At 60.1% G+C, this 15,009-nt stretch carries 15 protein-coding genes; 14 read left to right on the top strand and 1 reads right to left on the bottom strand.

Annotated features, from left to right (window positions below; all coding sequences use genetic code 11):
• Nucleotides 1-71: 71 nt before the first annotated feature.
• The 7 genes from JKA62_RS06465 to ispD all read left to right on the top strand — a co-directional run bounded on the left by JKA62_RS06465 (nt 72) and on the right by ispD (nt 7,851).
• Nucleotides 72-1,019 (top strand): acetyl-CoA carboxylase carboxyltransferase subunit alpha, encoded by a 948-nt coding sequence (locus JKA62_RS06465; RefSeq protein ID WP_011332694.1) that lies wholly within the window; start codon nt 72-74, stop codon nt 1,017-1,019.
• A gap of 146 nt (nt 1,020-1,165) precedes the next feature.
• Nucleotides 1,166-2,494 (top strand): tRNA lysidine(34) synthetase TilS, encoded by a 1,329-nt coding sequence (tilS, locus tag JKA62_RS06460; protein ID WP_011332695.1) that lies wholly within the window; start codon nt 1,166-1,168, stop codon nt 2,492-2,494.
• A gap of 274 nt (nt 2,495-2,768) precedes the next feature.
• On the top strand, nt 2,769-4,400 hold the full coding sequence (locus JKA62_RS06455) for a CTP synthase (RefSeq protein ID WP_011332696.1): 1,632 nt from the start codon (nt 2,769-2,771) through the stop codon (nt 4,398-4,400).
• A 5-nt stretch (nt 4,401-4,405) separates the two neighbouring features.
• A complete protein-coding gene (gene kdsA, locus JKA62_RS06450; RefSeq protein WP_007954807.1) occupies nt 4,406-5,251 on the top strand; it encodes a 3-deoxy-8-phosphooctulonate synthase in 846 nt (281 codons plus the stop codon).
• 156 nt (nt 5,252-5,407) lie between these two features.
• Nucleotides 5,408-6,697 carry a phosphopyruvate hydratase gene (gene eno, locus JKA62_RS06445; protein WP_011332697.1) on the top strand — a complete coding sequence of 430 codons (1,290 nt, stop codon included), beginning with the start codon at nt 5,408-5,410 and terminating at the stop codon, nt 6,695-6,697.
• Between the two features lie 171 nt (nt 6,698-6,868).
• A complete protein-coding gene (ftsB, locus tag JKA62_RS06440; RefSeq protein ID WP_003222158.1) occupies nt 6,869-7,147 on the top strand; it encodes a cell division protein FtsB in 279 nt (92 codons plus the stop codon).
• Nucleotides 7,144-7,851, top strand: a complete 708-nt coding sequence (gene ispD, locus JKA62_RS06435) for a 2-C-methyl-D-erythritol 4-phosphate cytidylyltransferase (RefSeq protein WP_201816916.1) — start codon at nt 7,144-7,146, stop codon at nt 7,849-7,851. Before ftsB ends, ispD begins: the two co-directional genes overlap by 4 nt.
• Here ispD and JKA62_RS06430 read toward each other — a convergent pair.
• The gene (locus JKA62_RS06430; protein WP_011332699.1) at nt 7,848-8,744 is read right to left on the bottom strand and encodes a LysR substrate-binding domain-containing protein; all 897 of its coding nucleotides are present in this window, start codon (nt 8,742-8,744) and stop codon (nt 7,848-7,850) included. The genes ispD and JKA62_RS06430 overlap by 4 nt on opposite strands.
• A 116-nt stretch (nt 8,745-8,860) precedes the next feature.
• Between JKA62_RS06430 and JKA62_RS06425 the strand changes: the two genes are divergently transcribed.
• From JKA62_RS06425 to JKA62_RS06395, 7 genes are all read left to right on the top strand, one after another.
• Nucleotides 8,861-9,973 (top strand): S-(hydroxymethyl)glutathione dehydrogenase/class III alcohol dehydrogenase, encoded by a 1,113-nt coding sequence (locus JKA62_RS06425; RefSeq protein WP_007954819.1) that lies wholly within the window; start codon nt 8,861-8,863, stop codon nt 9,971-9,973.
• Nucleotides 9,974-10,027: 54 nt separating this feature from the next.
• Entirely contained in the window at nt 10,028-10,873 is an 846-nt protein-coding gene (fghA, locus tag JKA62_RS06420) for an S-formylglutathione hydrolase (protein WP_085748121.1), read from the top strand.
• Nucleotides 10,874-10,926: 53 nt separating this feature from the next.
• Nucleotides 10,927-11,400 (top strand): 2-C-methyl-D-erythritol 2,4-cyclodiphosphate synthase, encoded by a 474-nt coding sequence (gene ispF, locus JKA62_RS06415; RefSeq protein ID WP_085688687.1) that lies wholly within the window; start codon nt 10,927-10,929, stop codon nt 11,398-11,400.
• Nucleotides 11,397-12,455 (top strand): tRNA pseudouridine(13) synthase TruD, encoded by a 1,059-nt coding sequence (gene truD, locus JKA62_RS06410; RefSeq protein ID WP_201816913.1) that lies wholly within the window; start codon nt 11,397-11,399, stop codon nt 12,453-12,455. The genes ispF and truD overlap by 4 nt, the downstream gene beginning before the upstream one ends.
• The gene (gene surE / locus JKA62_RS06405) at nt 12,443-13,192 is read left to right on the top strand and encodes a 5'/3'-nucleotidase SurE (protein WP_007954824.1); all 750 of its coding nucleotides are present in this window, start codon (nt 12,443-12,445) and stop codon (nt 13,190-13,192) included. The genes truD and surE overlap by 13 nt, the downstream gene beginning before the upstream one ends.
• 41 nt (nt 13,193-13,233) lie before the next feature.
• On the top strand, nt 13,234-13,869 hold the full coding sequence (locus JKA62_RS06400) for a protein-L-isoaspartate(D-aspartate) O-methyltransferase (RefSeq protein ID WP_181457888.1): 636 nt from the start codon (nt 13,234-13,236) through the stop codon (nt 13,867-13,869).
• Between the two features lie 212 nt (nt 13,870-14,081).
• Complete coding sequence (locus JKA62_RS06395; protein ID WP_201816910.1) at nt 14,082-14,963, top strand: peptidoglycan DD-metalloendopeptidase family protein; 882 nt, start codon at nt 14,082-14,084, stop codon at nt 14,961-14,963.
• The last annotated feature ends 46 nt before the right edge of the window (nt 14,964-15,009 follow it).

The raw sequence follows: 15,009 nt of genomic DNA, 5'->3' as shown, positions 1-15,009 counted from the left end.
CTTATGGTAGGGCGCGAATAGACAACCGGCCGGCCCAAGCTCACTTGGGACACGACCCAAGACGGACGCCTATGAACCCGAATTTTCTAGATTTCGAACAGCCGATCGCCGACCTGCAAGCCAAGATCGAAGAGTTGCGCTTGGTCGGTAATGACAATTCGCTGAATATCGGCGATGAGATCTCCCGCCTGCAGGACAAGAGCAAGACGCTGACCGAAGACATCTTCGGCAAGCTGACCAGCTGGCAGATCGCACGTCTGGCGCGTCACCCTAAACGTCCTTACACCCTGGACTACATCGAGCACATCTTCACCGAGTTCGACGAACTGCACGGTGACCGTCACTTCTCCGACGACGCGGCCATTGTGGGCGGCGTTGCACGTCTGGAAGACCAGCCAGTGATGGTGATCGGTCACCAGAAGGGCCGTGAAGTGCGTGAAAAGGTACGCCGCAACTTCGGCATGCCGCGTCCGGAAGGCTACCGCAAGGCTTGCCGCCTGATGGAAATGGCCGAGCGTTTCAAGATGCCGATCCTGACCTTCATCGATACCCCGGGCGCCTACCCTGGGATCGACGCCGAAGAGCGCAACCAGAGCGAAGCGATCGCCTGGAACCTGCGCGTCATGGCCCGCCTGAAAACCCCGATCATCGCCACCGTGATTGGTGAAGGTGGTTCCGGCGGTGCACTGGCAATCGGTGTGTGCGACCAGTTGAACATGCTGCAGTACTCGACCTACGCGGTGATCTCGCCGGAAGGTTGCGCTTCGATTCTGTGGAAAACCGCAGAGAAGGCGCCGGATGCTGCTGAAGCGATGGGTATCACCGCCGAGCGTCTGAAAGGCCTGGGCATTGTCGACAAGGTGATCAGCGAGCCTCTGGGCGGCGCCCACCGTGATCCGGCCGCTGCTGCCGCATCGATCCGCGCCGAGCTGAGCTCGCAACTGGCGATGCTGAAGAAGTTCGACAACGAAGCGCTGCTCAAGCGTCGTTACGATCGTCTGATGAGCTACGGTCTCTAAGTCGAGCCGTTCCGACCAGCGATGCAAAACACTGTGGGAGCGGGCTTGCCCGCGAATGCGATGTAACATTCAACGACTGTGTTGGCTGTTTCAGCGCTTTCGCGAGCAAGCCCGCTCCCACATTTGGTTTGTGAAAAGGTAGAAAAATGGGTCAGCCCTCGATTGACTTGCCTTCCAGGCTTCTGCGCAATCTCAAGCCCTGGCTCGGTGCTTCCCATTGGCGCATCGCCTTCTCCGGTGGCCTCGATTCCACCGTTCTGCTGCACCTCCTGGCCAAACTCGCCAAAAACCAATCCATTCCGGCGCTAAGCGCCATCCATGTCCATCACGGTCTTCAGGCTGCGGCCGACGCATGGCCTGCGCATTGTCAGGCTGTTTGCGAGGAACTGGCGGTGCCGTTGCAAGTGCAGCGTGTGCAGGTGCAGCCGGGGGCGAGTGTAGAGCGCGCGGCACGGGATGCACGCTATGCGGCGTTCAGTGCGGCGACTCAGGCCAATGACGTGCTGCTGACCGGGCAGCATCGCGACGATCAGGCTGAAACGCTGTTGTTCCGTCTGCTGCGTGGCGCCGGCGTGCGTGGGTTGTCCGGAATGCCGGCCACGCGAGCGCTGGGGCAGGGCAGTCTGGTGCGGCCGTTGCTCGACGTCACACGCGCAGAGTTGGAAGCCTATGCGCGGGACCATGGCCTGCGTTGGATCGAGGATCCGTCGAATCAGGATCGACAGTTCTCTCGCAATTATCTGCGCCATCAGATCATGCCGCTGCTGATCGGCCGCTGGCCGCAGGCACACGCCAGCATGGCCCGCAGCGCGGCGCATCTGCGTGAGGCGCAGGGCTTGCTTGATGAGCTGGCACAAATCGATCTGACTCAAGCAAGTTTGCCCAGCGAGTTCGAATGGTCGGGATTGCCATCGCTGGAGTTTGCGGCCATCGCGAAATTGTCCGATGCCCGTCAGCGAAATGCACTCAGCCACTGGCTTGAGCCGTTGACCCGACTGCCGGATACCGACCATTGGTCGGGTTGGGTCGATGTGCGTGACGCCGGCAACGATGCCTCGCCGATCTGGCGTCTGGCGGATGGCGAGCTGCATCGAAGCGCCGGCCGCTTGTGGTGGCTCAGCGGAGAATGGCTACGCACACCGGTGGTCAGCGGCGACTGGCATGACCTGTCGTCAGCGCTACGCTTGCCCGATAACGGACGTGTCATGTTCAGCGGCCAGACTCCCGTCGGGCCGCTGCACATCCGCTATCGGCAGGGCGGCGAGGTAATGGACCTGGCGGGTCGCGGTCATCGCGATCTCAAGCGCCTGCTCAATGAGCGCGCGGTGCCGGGCTTCGTGCGTGGCAGATTGCCGCTGCTGTTTCGCGGTGAAGAATTGCTCGCCGTGGCGAACCTGCCGGGGCTCGACGGCAATGCGCTGGAAGGCTGGCGATTGCATTGGCAGCCTTCGGACGAAGATCAAGGTTTGAGATGAAGGGGGCATTCCGGTAGACTACGCTCCCTTCTTGATACAACTTCTGTGGATTCGCCTGAATTGCAGGAGTTGCCGATTACCAAGCAGTCTTTGCTGGGCGATTCCAAAAAATGTGTAGCGAGCAACGTACCGGTGTTTTCACTTCCGGTCTGTCCCAACGCGGCGGTTTTTTTGAAAGGTGCACTGTGATTAATGCAGGTGATCGGGGGCTTCGGCCTTCCTTCGCTTTCCCCGGCGGCTCGGACCGCTTTAACGCAGACTTCTAGGGTTTTTCATGACGCGCTACATATTCGTCACGGGCGGTGTTGTTTCTTCTTTGGGGAAAGGCATTGCATCGGCTTCATTGGCGGCCATCCTGGAGGCGCGGGGGCTTAAGGTCACCATGCTGAAGCTGGATCCGTACATCAACGTCGACCCGGGCACCATGAGCCCGTTCCAGCACGGTGAAGTGTTCGTCACCCACGACGGCGCCGAGACCGACCTGGACCTGGGCCACTACGAGCGGTTCATCCGCACGACCATGACCCAGAACAACAACTTCACCACCGGCCGTGTCTACGAGCACGTGCTGCGCAAAGAGCGCCGTGGTGACTACCTGGGTGCAACCATCCAGGTGATTCCGCACATCACCGACGAAATCAAGCGTCGCATCATCAAGGGTGCCGGCGACGCCGACGTGGCCCTGGTGGAAATCGGCGGTACTGTTGGCGACATCGAGTCGCAACCGTTCCTCGAAGCCATCCGCCAGCTGCGTGTGGAAGTCGGCTCCAAGCGCGCGATGCTGATGCACCTGACCCTGGTTCCGTACATCGCCACCGCTGGCGAGACCAAGACCAAGCCGACCCAGCACTCCGTGAAGGAACTGCGTTCGATCGGCCTGCAGCCAGACGTCCTGATCTGCCGCTCCGACCATCCGGTGGATGTGTCCTCGCGTCGCAAGATCGCGTTGTTCACCAACGTTGAAGAGCGTGCGGTGATCTCCCTGGAAGACGTCGACACCATCTACAAGATCCCGGCCGTGCTGCACGCTCAGGGTCTGGACGATTTCGTCGTCGAGCGTTTCGGCCTGCAATGCAATGGCGCCGACCTGTCCGAGTGGGAAAAGGTCGTTGATGCCAAGCTCAATCCAGAGCACGAAGTCACCATCGCGATGGTCGGCAAGTACATGGAGCTGCTGGACGCCTACAAGTCGCTGATCGAAGCGATGAGTCACGCCGGCATCACCAACCGTACCAAGGTCAACCTGCGCTACATCGATTCCGAAGACATCGAGAATCAGGGCACTGCGCTGCTGGAAGGTGTCGACGCGATCCTTGTACCGGGCGGCTTCGGTCTGCGTGGCGTGGAAGGCAAGATCACCGCCGTTCAATACGCTCGCGAAAACAAGGTTCCATACCTGGGCATCTGCCTGGGCATGCAAGTGGCGGTCATCGAGTTCGCCCGTAACGTGCTGGGCTGGAAAGACGCCAACTCCACCGAGTTCGATCGTGCCAGCGGCCATCCGGTTGTCGGTCTGATCACCGAGTGGGAAGACGCCACCGGTGCCGTTGAAGTGCGTACCGAAGCGTCCGATCTGGGCGGCACCATGCGCCTCGGCGCTCAGGAATGCCTGCTCGAAGCCGGCTCCAAGGTGCACGACTGCTACGGCAAGGATGTGATTGTCGAGCGTCACCGTCACCGTTACGAAGTGAACAACAACCTGCTGCCGCAAATCATCGAAGCCGGCCTGAAGATTTCCGGTCGCTCTTCCGATGCAGCGCTGGTTGAAGTGGTCGAAGCACCGGATCATCCATGGTTCGTCGCTTGCCAGTTCCACCCAGAGTTCACCTCGACGCCACGCGATGGCCATCCGCTGTTCAGCGGCTTCGTCAAAGCGGCATTGGCTCAACACCAGAAGAAGGCGTAACCCCGATGGCACAGAAGATCATCCGCGTCGGCGACATCGAGATTGCCAACGACAAACCCATGGTGCTGTTCGGCGGCATGAACGTGCTGGAAAGCCGTGACATGGCCATGCAGGTTTGCGAAGAGTACGTGAAGGTCACCGAAAAACTCGGCATCCCTTACGTGTTCAAGGCCAGCTTCGACAAGGCCAACCGTTCTTCTGTGACCTCCTATCGCGGTCCTGGCCTGGAAGAGGGCATGCGCATCTTCCAGGACATCAAACAAGCCTTCGGCGTGCCGATCATCACCGACGTCCACGAGCCTGACCAGGCTGCGGTCGTCGCTGAGGTCTGCGACATCATCCAGCTGCCGGCCTTCCTGTCGCGCCAGACCGATCTGGTCGTCGCGATGGCCAAGACCAACGCTGTGATCAACATCAAGAAAGCCCAGTTCCTCGCGCCTCAGGAAATGAAACACATCCTGAACAAGTGCGTGGAAGCGGGTAACGATCAGTTGATCCTCTGCGAGCGCGGTTCGAGCTTCGGCTACAACAACCTCGTGGTCGACATGCTCGGCTTCGGCATCATGAAGCAGTTCGAGTACCCGGTATTCTTCGACGTGACCCATTCGCTGCAAATGCCGGGCGGTCGTTCCGACTCCGCCGGCGGTCGCCGCGCCCAGGTCACCGACCTGGCCAAGGCTGGCATGAGCCAGTCGCTGGCGGGGCTGTTCCTCGAAGCGCACCCGGACCCGGACAACGCCAAATGCGACGGCCCTTGCGCCTTGCGTCTGGACAAACTGGAGCCATTCCTGGCCCAGCTCAAAGCCCTGGACGAACTGGTGAAGAGTTTTCCGACGGTAGAAACCGCGTAAACCTCAATTCTCCGGTAAAGTACCGCACGATTTGTCGCTCATGCCCTCGGGTATGAGCGTTGTCGTCTGCAAGCTGCCCGCTGCACACCACTTGCCGACGGTAAAAAGATTTCCTCTAGCTGCGTCGTTTTCGTCAACTTTGGAGTGTTTACAACAATGGCAAAAATCGTCGACATCAAAGGTCGTGAAGTTCTCGACTCCCGTGGCAATCCCACCGTGGAAGCGGACGTGCTTCTCGACAACGGCATCATCGGCAGCGCTTGCGCGCCGTCCGGTGCATCCACTGGCTCGCGTGAAGCGCTCGAGCTGCGTGATGGCGACAAGAGCCGTTACCTGGGCAAGGGCGTGCTCAAGGCGGTAGCCAACATCAATGGTCCGATTCGCGATCTGCTGCTGGGCACCGACCCAAGCGACCAGAAAGCCCTGGATCAGGCGATGATCAAGCTCGACGGTACCGAAAACAAAGCGACCCTGGGCGCCAACGCGATCCTCGCCGTGTCCCTGGCTGCGGCCAAGGCGGCTGCACAGGATCAGGACCTGCCGCTGTACGCTCACATCGCCAATCTGAACGGCACCCCGGGCGTGTACTCGATGCCGGTTCCGATGATGAACATCATCAACGGTGGCGAACACGCCGACAACAACGTCGACATCCAGGAATTCATGGTTCAGCCGGTTGGCGCCAAGTCCTTCTCGGAAGGTCTGCGCATGGGCACCGAGATTTTCCATCACCTCAAAGCCGTGCTGAAGGCCCGTGGCCTGAGCACTGCCGTCGGTGACGAAGGCGGTTTCGCGCCGAACCTGGCGTCCAACGAAGACGCACTGAAAGTGATCTCCGAAGCTGTTGCCAACGCCGGTTACAAACTGGGCACCGACGTGACCCTGGCTCTGGACTGCGCAGCCAGCGAATTCTTCGAAGACGGCAAGTACAACCTGTCCGGCGAAGGCCAGGTGTTCACCGCTGAAGGTTTCGCCGACTACCTCAAAGGTCTGACCGAGCGTTACCCGATCATCTCGATCGAAGACGGTCTGGACGAGTCCGACTGGGCTGGCTGGAAGATCCTCACCGACAAGATCGGCGAGAAGACCCAACTGGTCGGCGACGACCTGTTCGTGACCAACACCAAGATCCTGAAAGAAGGCATCGACAAGAAGATCGCCAACTCGATCCTGATCAAGTTCAACCAGATCGGCACCCTGACCGAAACCCTGGAAGCCATCCAGATGGCCAAGGCTGCCGGTTACACCGCCGTGATCTCGCACCGTTCGGGCGAAACCGAAGATTCCACCATTGCCGACCTGGCTGTGGGTACTTCGGCTGGCCAGATCAAGACCGGTTCGCTGTGCCGTTCCGACCGCGTTTCCAAGTACAACCAACTGCTGCGTATCGAAGAGCAGTTGAATGGCAAGGCCAAGTACAACGGTCGCTCCGAGTTCCGCGGCTGATTGCTACATGTTAAAAAGACACCGGATTGTGTCGGAAAAGTCGTGACAGCGATGGATTTGCCACTAATCTGATGCCTTATATGCACAAGCCTGGATATTCCAGGCTTCGTGCTATCAGATGCTTCAAAGTTTAGGCGTGGCTGTCTTTTTTCACTGGATACCTGATATTCGATGCGCAGTCCTTACTGGTTGTTTCTCGTTTTGCTCTTGCTGCTGGCCGGTCTGCAGTACCGCCTGTGGGTGGGCAATGGCAGTCTGGCGCAAGTCGCCGAGCTGAATCAGCAGATCGCTGATCAACACGCCGAGAACGAAGCCTTGCTGGAGCGCAACCGGGTGATGGACGCTGAAGTCAGCGAGTTGAAGAAAGGCATGGAGACCGTTGAAGAGCGGGCTCGTCACGAACTGGGCATGGTCAAGGACGGCGAAACCCTTTACCAGTTGGCCCAATGATCGATTCCCTGCCGGCCTTCTGGGCCGTGATTCCTGCCGCGGGCGTCGGTGCCCGTATGGCCGCGGACCGTCCCAAGCAATACCTGCAACTGGGCGGGCGCACAATTCTCGAACACAGCCTCGGCTGTTTCCTCGATCACCCGAGACTCAAGGGGTTGGTGGTCAGTCTTGCCGTTGATGATCCTTATTGGCCGAACTTGGCCAGCGCCAGTGATCCGCGAATTCAACGGGTCGACGGTGGCACCGAACGTTCCGGCTCGGTACTCAATGCCTTGCTGCATCTGCACGCCCAAGGTGCCGACGACGAGGACTGGGTGCTGGTGCACGATGCGGCGCGGCCCAATCTGAGCCGTGACGATCTCGACAAATTGCTCGCTGAGCTGGCGAACGATCCGGTCGGTGGTTTGCTGGCTGTGCCGGCGAAGGACACTCTCAAGCGGGTCGACAAGCACGGTCGGGTGGTGGAAACCGTCGATCGCAGTGTGATCTGGCAAGCCTATACGCCGCAGATGTTCCGCCTCGGTGCGCTGCACCGGGCTTTGGCCGACAGTCTCGTGGCGGATGCAGTCATCACCGATGAAGCTTCGGCGATGGAGTGGGCTGGCATGGCGCCGCGTCTGATCGAGGGCCGCGCGGATAACTTGAAAGTCACCCGCCCCGAAGACCTCGAATGGTTGCGTCAGCGCTGGACCAACCGTCGTTAAGCTCGATATTCCGGCCGTTCGGCCAAACCTTCCTTGAGAAAATCCACCAGTTTGCGCACCTTGGGCGACAGGTGCCGCTGCTGCGGATACAGCGCCCACACCGCCGTATTCGGCGGTTGATGCGTCTCCAACAAAGAAACCAACGCACCGCTGTGCAGATGTTCCAGCACGTAATAGTCAGGCAACTGACACAGTCCGACGCCTTGTAGCGCCGCATCCAGCACCGCTTGCCCACTGTTGCAGCGCCAGTTTCCCTGCACCCGCTGGGAAAATTCCCGCCCGTTTTGTTCAAGTTGCCAGATATCCGAGCTGCCGATCAGGCAATTGTGCCGCCCCAGTTCCGACAAACTGTGTGGGCGCCCGTACCGTTCCAGGTAGGAAGGCGACGCACACAGATACATGCGCCGCGGTGCCAGCCGGGTCGCCACCAACCGGGAGTCCTGAAGCCGGCCAAGACGGATCGCCAGGTCCAGGCCTTCATGCACCAGATCGAGTTGCCGGTTGGTCAGTTCGATATCGATGCGCAGTTGCGGGTAGTGCCCCATGAACCGCGTCACCAGCGGCACAATGAAACGCTCGCCATACGCCACGGCACAGGTCATGCGCAGCATGCCTTTGGGTTCGCTGGTCAGATCGCCGACCGCGCGCAAGGCTTCTTCGCGTCCGTCCTGCAGACGTTGGCAATGTTGCAGAAAGGTCTGGCCGGCCTCGGTCAGGGTGACGCGCCGGGTGCTGCGATACAGCAGTCGCGTCTGCAAACGCTCTTCCAGTCGTACGATTTGTCGACTGATGTGCGAGGAAGAAACGCCCAGGCGTTCGGCAGCGGCTGTGAACTGACTGCATTCGGCAACGGCGACGAACTCGTCGATACCTTCCCAGCGATTTTCGGACATGGGGATTATCCCTGTATGGCAATAATGTTTTGCTTTTGTCCGGATTATTCATCAAGCAGCGCTGAACTACACTGACCGTCTGGTTTTTTATTCAATGGGTTCACTGGAGAGTCAGCATGATCAAGTCGCGCGCCGCCGTTGCGTTCGAGGCCAAAAAGCCGCTGGAAATCGTAGAAGTCGATGTCGCCATGCCCAAGGCCGGTGAAGTATTGCTGCGCGTGGTGGCTTCCGGGGTTTGCCACACTGACGCTTACACCCTGTCCGGCGCGGACCCGGAAGGTATCTTCCCGTCGATCCTCGGCCACGAAGGCGGCGCCATCGTCGAAGCGATCGGCGAAGGCGTGACATCCGTGGCCGTCGGCGATCACGTGATTCCGCTTTACACCCCGGAATGCGGTCAGTGCAAATTCTGTAAGTCGGGCAAGACCAACCTGTGTCAGGCGATTCGCGCCACCCAGGGCAAGGGCCTGATGCCGGACGGCACTTCGCGCTTTTCCTACAAGGGCCAAACGATTTTCCACTACATGGGAACTTCGACGTTCTCCGAGTACACCGTGCTGCCGGAAATCTCCGTGGCCAAGATCTCCAAGGATGCGCCGCTGGAAAAGGTCTGCCTGCTCGGTTGCGGCGTGACCACCGGTATCGGTGCGGTGATCAACACCGCCAAGGTCAAACCGGGTGACACCGTGGCCATCTTCGGTCTCGGCGGCATCGGACTGTCGGCCGTGATCGGCGCGGTGAAGGCCAAGGCCTCGCGCATCATCGCCATCGACATCAACCCGGCCAAGTTCGAAATCGCCAAACAATTGGGTGCCACCGACTGCGTGAACCCGAAAGACTTCGATCGTCCGATCCAGGAAGTGATCGTCGACATGACCGATGGCGGCGTCGACTTCTCCTTCGAATGTATCGGCAATGTGCAACTGATGCGTGCGGCCCTTGAGTGCTGCCACAAGGGCTGGGGCGAGTCGGTGATCATCGGTGTTGCCGGCGCCGGCCAGGAAATTGCCACCCGTCCGTTCCAGCTGGTGACCGGTCGCGTCTGGCGCGGTTCGGCGTTCGGTGGCGTGCGTGGCCGTACCGAACTGCCAAGCTATGTTGACATGGCGCAAAGTGGCGAAATCCCGCTGGATACTTTCATCACCCACACCATGGGTCTGGAAGACATCAACAAGGCCTTCGATCTGATGCATGAAGGCAAGAGCATCCGTACCGTCATTCATTTCTGATCAATCGCGAACCACGGCCGCCAGCGCGCGGCCGTGGTTGCGTAGGAGTCCTACATGAGTCTGGAAAACATCTCCTGTCAGAAAAGTTTCGGCGGTTGGCACAAGCGTTATCGCCATCGTTCCGAAGTGCTCGGTTGTGACATGGTGTTCGCCGTGTACCTGCCGCCGCAGGCAGAGCAGGGCGGCAAGTTGCCGGTGCTGTACTGGCTGTCGGGCCTGACCTGTACGGACGAGAACTTCATGCAGAAGGCCGGTGCGATGCGCATGGCGGCCGAGCTAGGCCTGATCATCGTGGCGCCGGACACCAGTCCGCGCGGCCCGGATGTACCGGGTGATCCTGACGGGGCTTGGGATTTCGGCCTCGGTGCCGGGTTTTATCTGAATGCCACGCAGGAACCGTGGTCGCGGCACTATCGGATGCATGACTACGTCGTGCAGGAATTGCCTTCACTGGTTGAAGCGCATTTCCCGGCGTCGGACAAGCGCAGCATCAGCGGCCACTCCATGGGCGGTCACGGTGCGCTGGTCTGTGCGTTGCGCAATCCAGGGCGTTATCAGTCGGTATCGGCGTTTTCGCCAATCAACAATCCGATCGACTGCCCGTGGGGCCAGAAGGCATTCACCCGCTATCTGGGCGAAGACCGTTCGAAATGGCGCGAATGGGATGCCTGTGCACTGATCGCCGAAGCGGACGAGAAGCTGCCATTGCTGGTCGATCAGGGTGACCGTGACGATTTCCTCGCCACCCAACTCAAACCGGAAGCCCTGCAACAAGCCGCAAAACAAGCGGGCCACCCGCTGACGTTGCGCCTGCAACCGGGCTACGACCATAGCTATTTCTTTATCGCGAGCTTCATTGACGACCACTTGCAGCATCACGCGCGCGCTCTAGGCGCCTAACGCCTGACAAAGCAGGTAGAATCACGCCCTGACAAAATTCGGGGCGTTTTTTTATGCGTATTGGCCACGGCTATGATGTGCACCGTTTCGCTGAAGGCGATTTCATTACTCTGGGCGGCGTGCGAATCGCACACGGCTTCGGGCTGCTCGCTCACTCCGACGGTGACGTCCTGCTGCACGCCTTGAGCGATGCCTTGCTCGGCGCGGCGGCGCTGGGTGATATCGGCAAGCACTTCCCGGACACCGACCCGCAATTCAAGGGTGCCGACAGCCGTGTCCTGCTGCGCCATGTGGTCAGTCTGATCCACGCCAAAGGCTGGAAGGTCGGCAACGTCGACAACACCATCGTTGCCCAGGCTCCGAAAATGGCCCCCCATATCGAGTCGATGCGCGCGCTGATTGCCGAGGATTTGCAAGTAGAACTGGACCAGGTGAACGTGAAAGCCACCACCACCGAAAAGCTCGGCTTCGTCGGTCGCGAAGAAGGCATCGCCGTGCATTCCGTTGCCTTGTTGCTGCGCGCATGAACGAACTGCAATTGCTCGGCCCACGGGCCTATGGCGACGCCCTCGGCACCGCGGTACTGAAAGCCATCGCTGAAGATTTCCAGGTCGATGAAGTCCTCGATATTCCGTTCAGCGGTGACGGCGAGCACCTGTGGATCTGGGTGGAAAAGCGCGGCCTGAATACCGAAGAGGCTGCACGCCGTATCGCCAAGGCGGCCGGTGTACCGTTGCGTACGGTGAGCTATGCCGGTCTGAAGGATCGTCAGGCGCTGACCCGTCAGTGGTTCAGCGTGCAATTGCCGGGCAAGGCCGATCCGGATCTGTCGGCGGCGGAAAACGACACGCTGAAAATCCTCAAGACCACCCGCCACAAGCGCAAGCTGCAACGCGGTGCGCATTCGGCAAACGGTTTCACCCTGCGCCTGACTCAGTTCAATGGCGACAAGGCGGCCATCGACGAGCGCCTGCGACTGATCGCCAAACAAGGTATCCCGAATTATTTCGGCGCCCAGCGTTTCGGCCATGACGGTGGCAATGTGGTCGATGCCCGTTCGTGGGCTGCGCGCAAGGCACTGCCGGAGCAGCGCAATGTGCGCTCGCGCCTGCTGTCGACCGCGCGCAGTTTTCTGTTCAATCAGGTGCTCGCGGCGCGGGTGGCCGATGGCACCTGGCAGCGCGCCCAGGTCGGCGATCTGCTGGCCTTCACCGACAGCCGCAGCTTTTTTCCGGCCGGTGAAGCCGAGTGCAGCGATCCGCGTCTGGCCATTCTTGACCTGCACCCGACCGGTCCGCAGTGGGGCGAAGGTGACTCGCCGGCGGCCGGGGTTGTCCATGATCTGGAGCAGGGGATTGCCGCACGCGAGGCGGATCTGCGCGATTGGTTGATTAATGCCGGTATGAGCCACGAACGTCGCATCCTGCGGCTGCCCATTGGCGGGTTGACGTGGCATTATCCCGAGCCTGACATTCTGCAACTGGAATTCGTCCTCCCGGCCGGATGCTTCGCCACCGTATTGGTGCGCGAACTCGTTGATCTGGTGCCGGTGGGGCAGACGGACAGCCCATGCGTATTCTGATTTCTAACGACGATGGGGTGACTGCGCCCGGTCTTGCCGCGCTATATGCTGCGCTGGCGGATTACACCGAGTGCGTGGTTATCGCCCCGGAACAGGACAAGAGCGGTGCCAGCAGTTCGCTGACACTCGACCGTCCGCTGCACCCGCAGTACCTGGCCAACGGCTTTATCAGCCTCAATGGCACACCGACCGACTGCGTCCATCTGGGGCTCAACGGTTTGCTCGAACGCGAGCCGGACATGGTGGTTTCGGGTATCAACCTTGGCGCCAACCTGGGTGATGACGTGCTGTATTCCGGAACGGTGGCAGCCGCCCTCGAGGGCCGCTTTCTCGAGCGCCCGTCGTTTGCCTTCTCGCTGGTTTCGCGGCAGGTCGACAACTTGCCCACGGCCGCCTACTTTGCGCGCAAACTGGTCGAGGCCCACGCCGGGCTCGATCTGCCACCGCGCACGGTGTTGAACGTGAACATTCCTAATCTGCCGATCGATCACATTCGCGGCATTCAACTGACCCGTCTCGGCCATCGCGCCCGTGCGGCGGCACCGATGAAAGTCGTGGACCCGCGCGGCAAGGCCGGTTACTGGATCGCAGCGGCAGGTGATGCGGAAGACGGCGGGCCGGGCACCGATTTCCATGCGGTGATGCAGGGTTACGTATCCATCACTCCGTTGCAGCTCGATCGCACCTTCAATGATGCCTTCAGAAGTCTCGACGGCTGGCTGGAGGGGCTCAACTGATGGCTCGTGAACAAGACGACAGGCTGCGCAGCGGCATCGGGATGACGTCCCAGCGAACCCGTGAGCGCCTGATCCAGCGTCTGTACGAAGAGGGCGTTTCCAACGCCAGCGTGCTGGAAGTGATCCGCCGCACCCCGCGACACCTGTTCGTCGATGAAGCGCTGGCGCATCGTGCCTATGAAGACACCGCGCTGCCGATCGGCAACAACCAGACCATTTCCCAGCCTTATATGGTGGCGCGCATGAGCGAGCTGCTGCTGGAAGCCGGGCCGCTGGATAAGGTGCTGGAGATCGGCACCGGATCCGGTTACCAGACGGCAGTGTTGTCGCAGTTGGTCGAGCGGGTGTTCTCGGTAGAGCGCATCAAGGTGCTGCAGGATCGGGCCAAGGAACGCCTGATCGAGCTCAACCTGCGCAACGTGGTATTTCGCTGGGGCGATGGTTGGGAAGGGTGGCCGGCGCTAGCGCCGTACAACGGCATCATCGTCACGGCGGTCGCCACCGATGTGCCTCAGGCTTTGCTTGATCAACTGGCACCGGGTGGGCGGATGGTGATCCCGGTCGGTTCGGGCGAAGTGCAGCAATTGATGCTGATCGTGCGCGAAGAAAACGGTTTCTCCCGACACGTTCTGGGGGCGGTGCGTTTCGTGCCATTGCTCAACGGTCCGCTGGCCTGAGCATTTGTTCGAGGCCGCTGAATTCCTGTCGAACGCGCCTGTCTTACAGCGGCGGCGAGTGTTTAAACAGAAAGGATCGTCTACAAGCAAACGTGTGCGCCGAGCGATAGCGCTTCTATAAAGGTAAAGCCGGTTGCGCTCGTTATACTTGCGAAGTTTCATGCCGGAATCGGCATTCCAAATTTTTTCAGCCACCACAAAGGGAGCGGCGGGTGAGTCTCACAGTCATTGCGCAGCGTATGGGTAACACGAGCTTTCAGCGCCTGGTGACTGGCCTTGTCTTGAGCACCTTGCTGGTCGGTTGCTCCAGCACAAAATCGAGCAACGTTCGGGTCGTGGATCGCAACAATGCGGTGGCCCAGCGTCCGGTCGTGACGACCGGGCAGTATGTAGTCCGTCCGGGCGATACCTTGTTTTCCATCGCTTTTCGCTACGGCTGGGACTACAAAGCCCTCGCCGCCCGGAACAACATTCCTACGCCATACACGATCCATCCGGGTCAGACGATTCGCTTCGACGGCCGTACCGGTTCAACGTCGACTGCGGTCGTCAGCAACTCCGGTTCTTCAGCGTCTTCGTCCAGCAAAACCACGGTTATCCGGCGCCAGGCAAATGGCACGACAACCACCACGACCACGGGTTCCGGCGCAGCTTCGACGACGGTTATACCGTCCGTCGCCAACAAGCAAACACCCGCTCCGCTGCCTCCACCGGGCCCGGCCCCGACCGGCTGGGGATGGCCATCTAATGGCATTCTCATTGGAAAATTCTCTTCAAACGGTAGTTTGAATAAAGGAATTGATATCGCCGGAGATTTGGGACAGCCTGTTTTAGCTGCGTCTGATGGGACGGTGGTATACGCCGGGAGTGGCTTAAGGGGCTACGGCGAATTGGTCATCATCAAACACAGCGAAACCTACGTCAGTGCTTACGGACACAACCGTCGGCTGTTGGTACGGGAGGGGCAGCAGGTCAAGGTCGGACAGACAATTGCCGAAATGGGGTCAACGGGTACAGACCGGGTGAAACTGCATTTTGAGATTCGCCGACAAGGTAAACCTGTAGATCCGCTGCAGTTCCTGCCAAGACGTTGATTTGCAGACCAGCCTGTTCCGTCACGTAGAGGGGACAGGCTCCAGC

It is taken from the genome of Pseudomonas sp. B7 (genome assembly GCF_016735645.1).
In the GTDB taxonomy this organism is placed as follows: Bacteria; Pseudomonadota; Gammaproteobacteria; order Pseudomonadales; family Pseudomonadaceae; genus Aquipseudomonas; species Aquipseudomonas glycinae.
Note: the sequence above shows the minus strand (reverse complement) of the source record. Positions and strands in the feature narration are given on the sequence as shown.

Bases quoted from the DNA above. Each gene is read 5' to 3' on its own strand.
- JKA62_RS06465 (WP_011332694.1), top strand. From the start codon at position 72: ATGAACCCGAATTTTCTAGATTTCGAACAGCCGATCGCCGACCTGCAA.
- tilS (WP_011332695.1), top strand. From the start codon at position 1,166: ATGGGTCAGCCCTCGATTGACTTGCCTTCCAGGCTTCTGCGCAATCTC.
- JKA62_RS06455 (WP_011332696.1), top strand. From the start codon at position 2,769: ATGACGCGCTACATATTCGTCACGGGCGGTGTTGTTTCTTCTTTGGGG.
- kdsA (WP_007954807.1), top strand. From the start codon at position 4,406: ATGGCACAGAAGATCATCCGCGTCGGCGACATCGAGATTGCCAACGAC.
- eno (WP_011332697.1), top strand. From the start codon at position 5,408: ATGGCAAAAATCGTCGACATCAAAGGTCGTGAAGTTCTCGACTCCCGT.
- ftsB (WP_003222158.1), top strand. From the start codon at position 6,869: ATGCGCAGTCCTTACTGGTTGTTTCTCGTTTTGCTCTTGCTGCTGGCC.
- ispD (WP_201816916.1), top strand. From the start codon at position 7,144: ATGATCGATTCCCTGCCGGCCTTCTGGGCCGTGATTCCTGCCGCGGGC.
- JKA62_RS06430 (WP_011332699.1), bottom strand. From the start codon at position 8,744: ATGTCCGAAAATCGCTGGGAAGGTATCGACGAGTTCGTCGCCGTTGCC.
- JKA62_RS06425 (WP_007954819.1), top strand. From the start codon at position 8,861: ATGATCAAGTCGCGCGCCGCCGTTGCGTTCGAGGCCAAAAAGCCGCTG.
- fghA (WP_085748121.1), top strand. From the start codon at position 10,028: ATGAGTCTGGAAAACATCTCCTGTCAGAAAAGTTTCGGCGGTTGGCAC.
- ispF (WP_085688687.1), top strand. From the start codon at position 10,927: ATGCGTATTGGCCACGGCTATGATGTGCACCGTTTCGCTGAAGGCGAT.
- truD (WP_201816913.1), top strand. From the start codon at position 11,397: ATGAACGAACTGCAATTGCTCGGCCCACGGGCCTATGGCGACGCCCTC.
- surE (WP_007954824.1), top strand. From the start codon at position 12,443: ATGCGTATTCTGATTTCTAACGACGATGGGGTGACTGCGCCCGGTCTT.
- JKA62_RS06400 (WP_181457888.1), top strand. From the start codon at position 13,234: ATGACGTCCCAGCGAACCCGTGAGCGCCTGATCCAGCGTCTGTACGAA.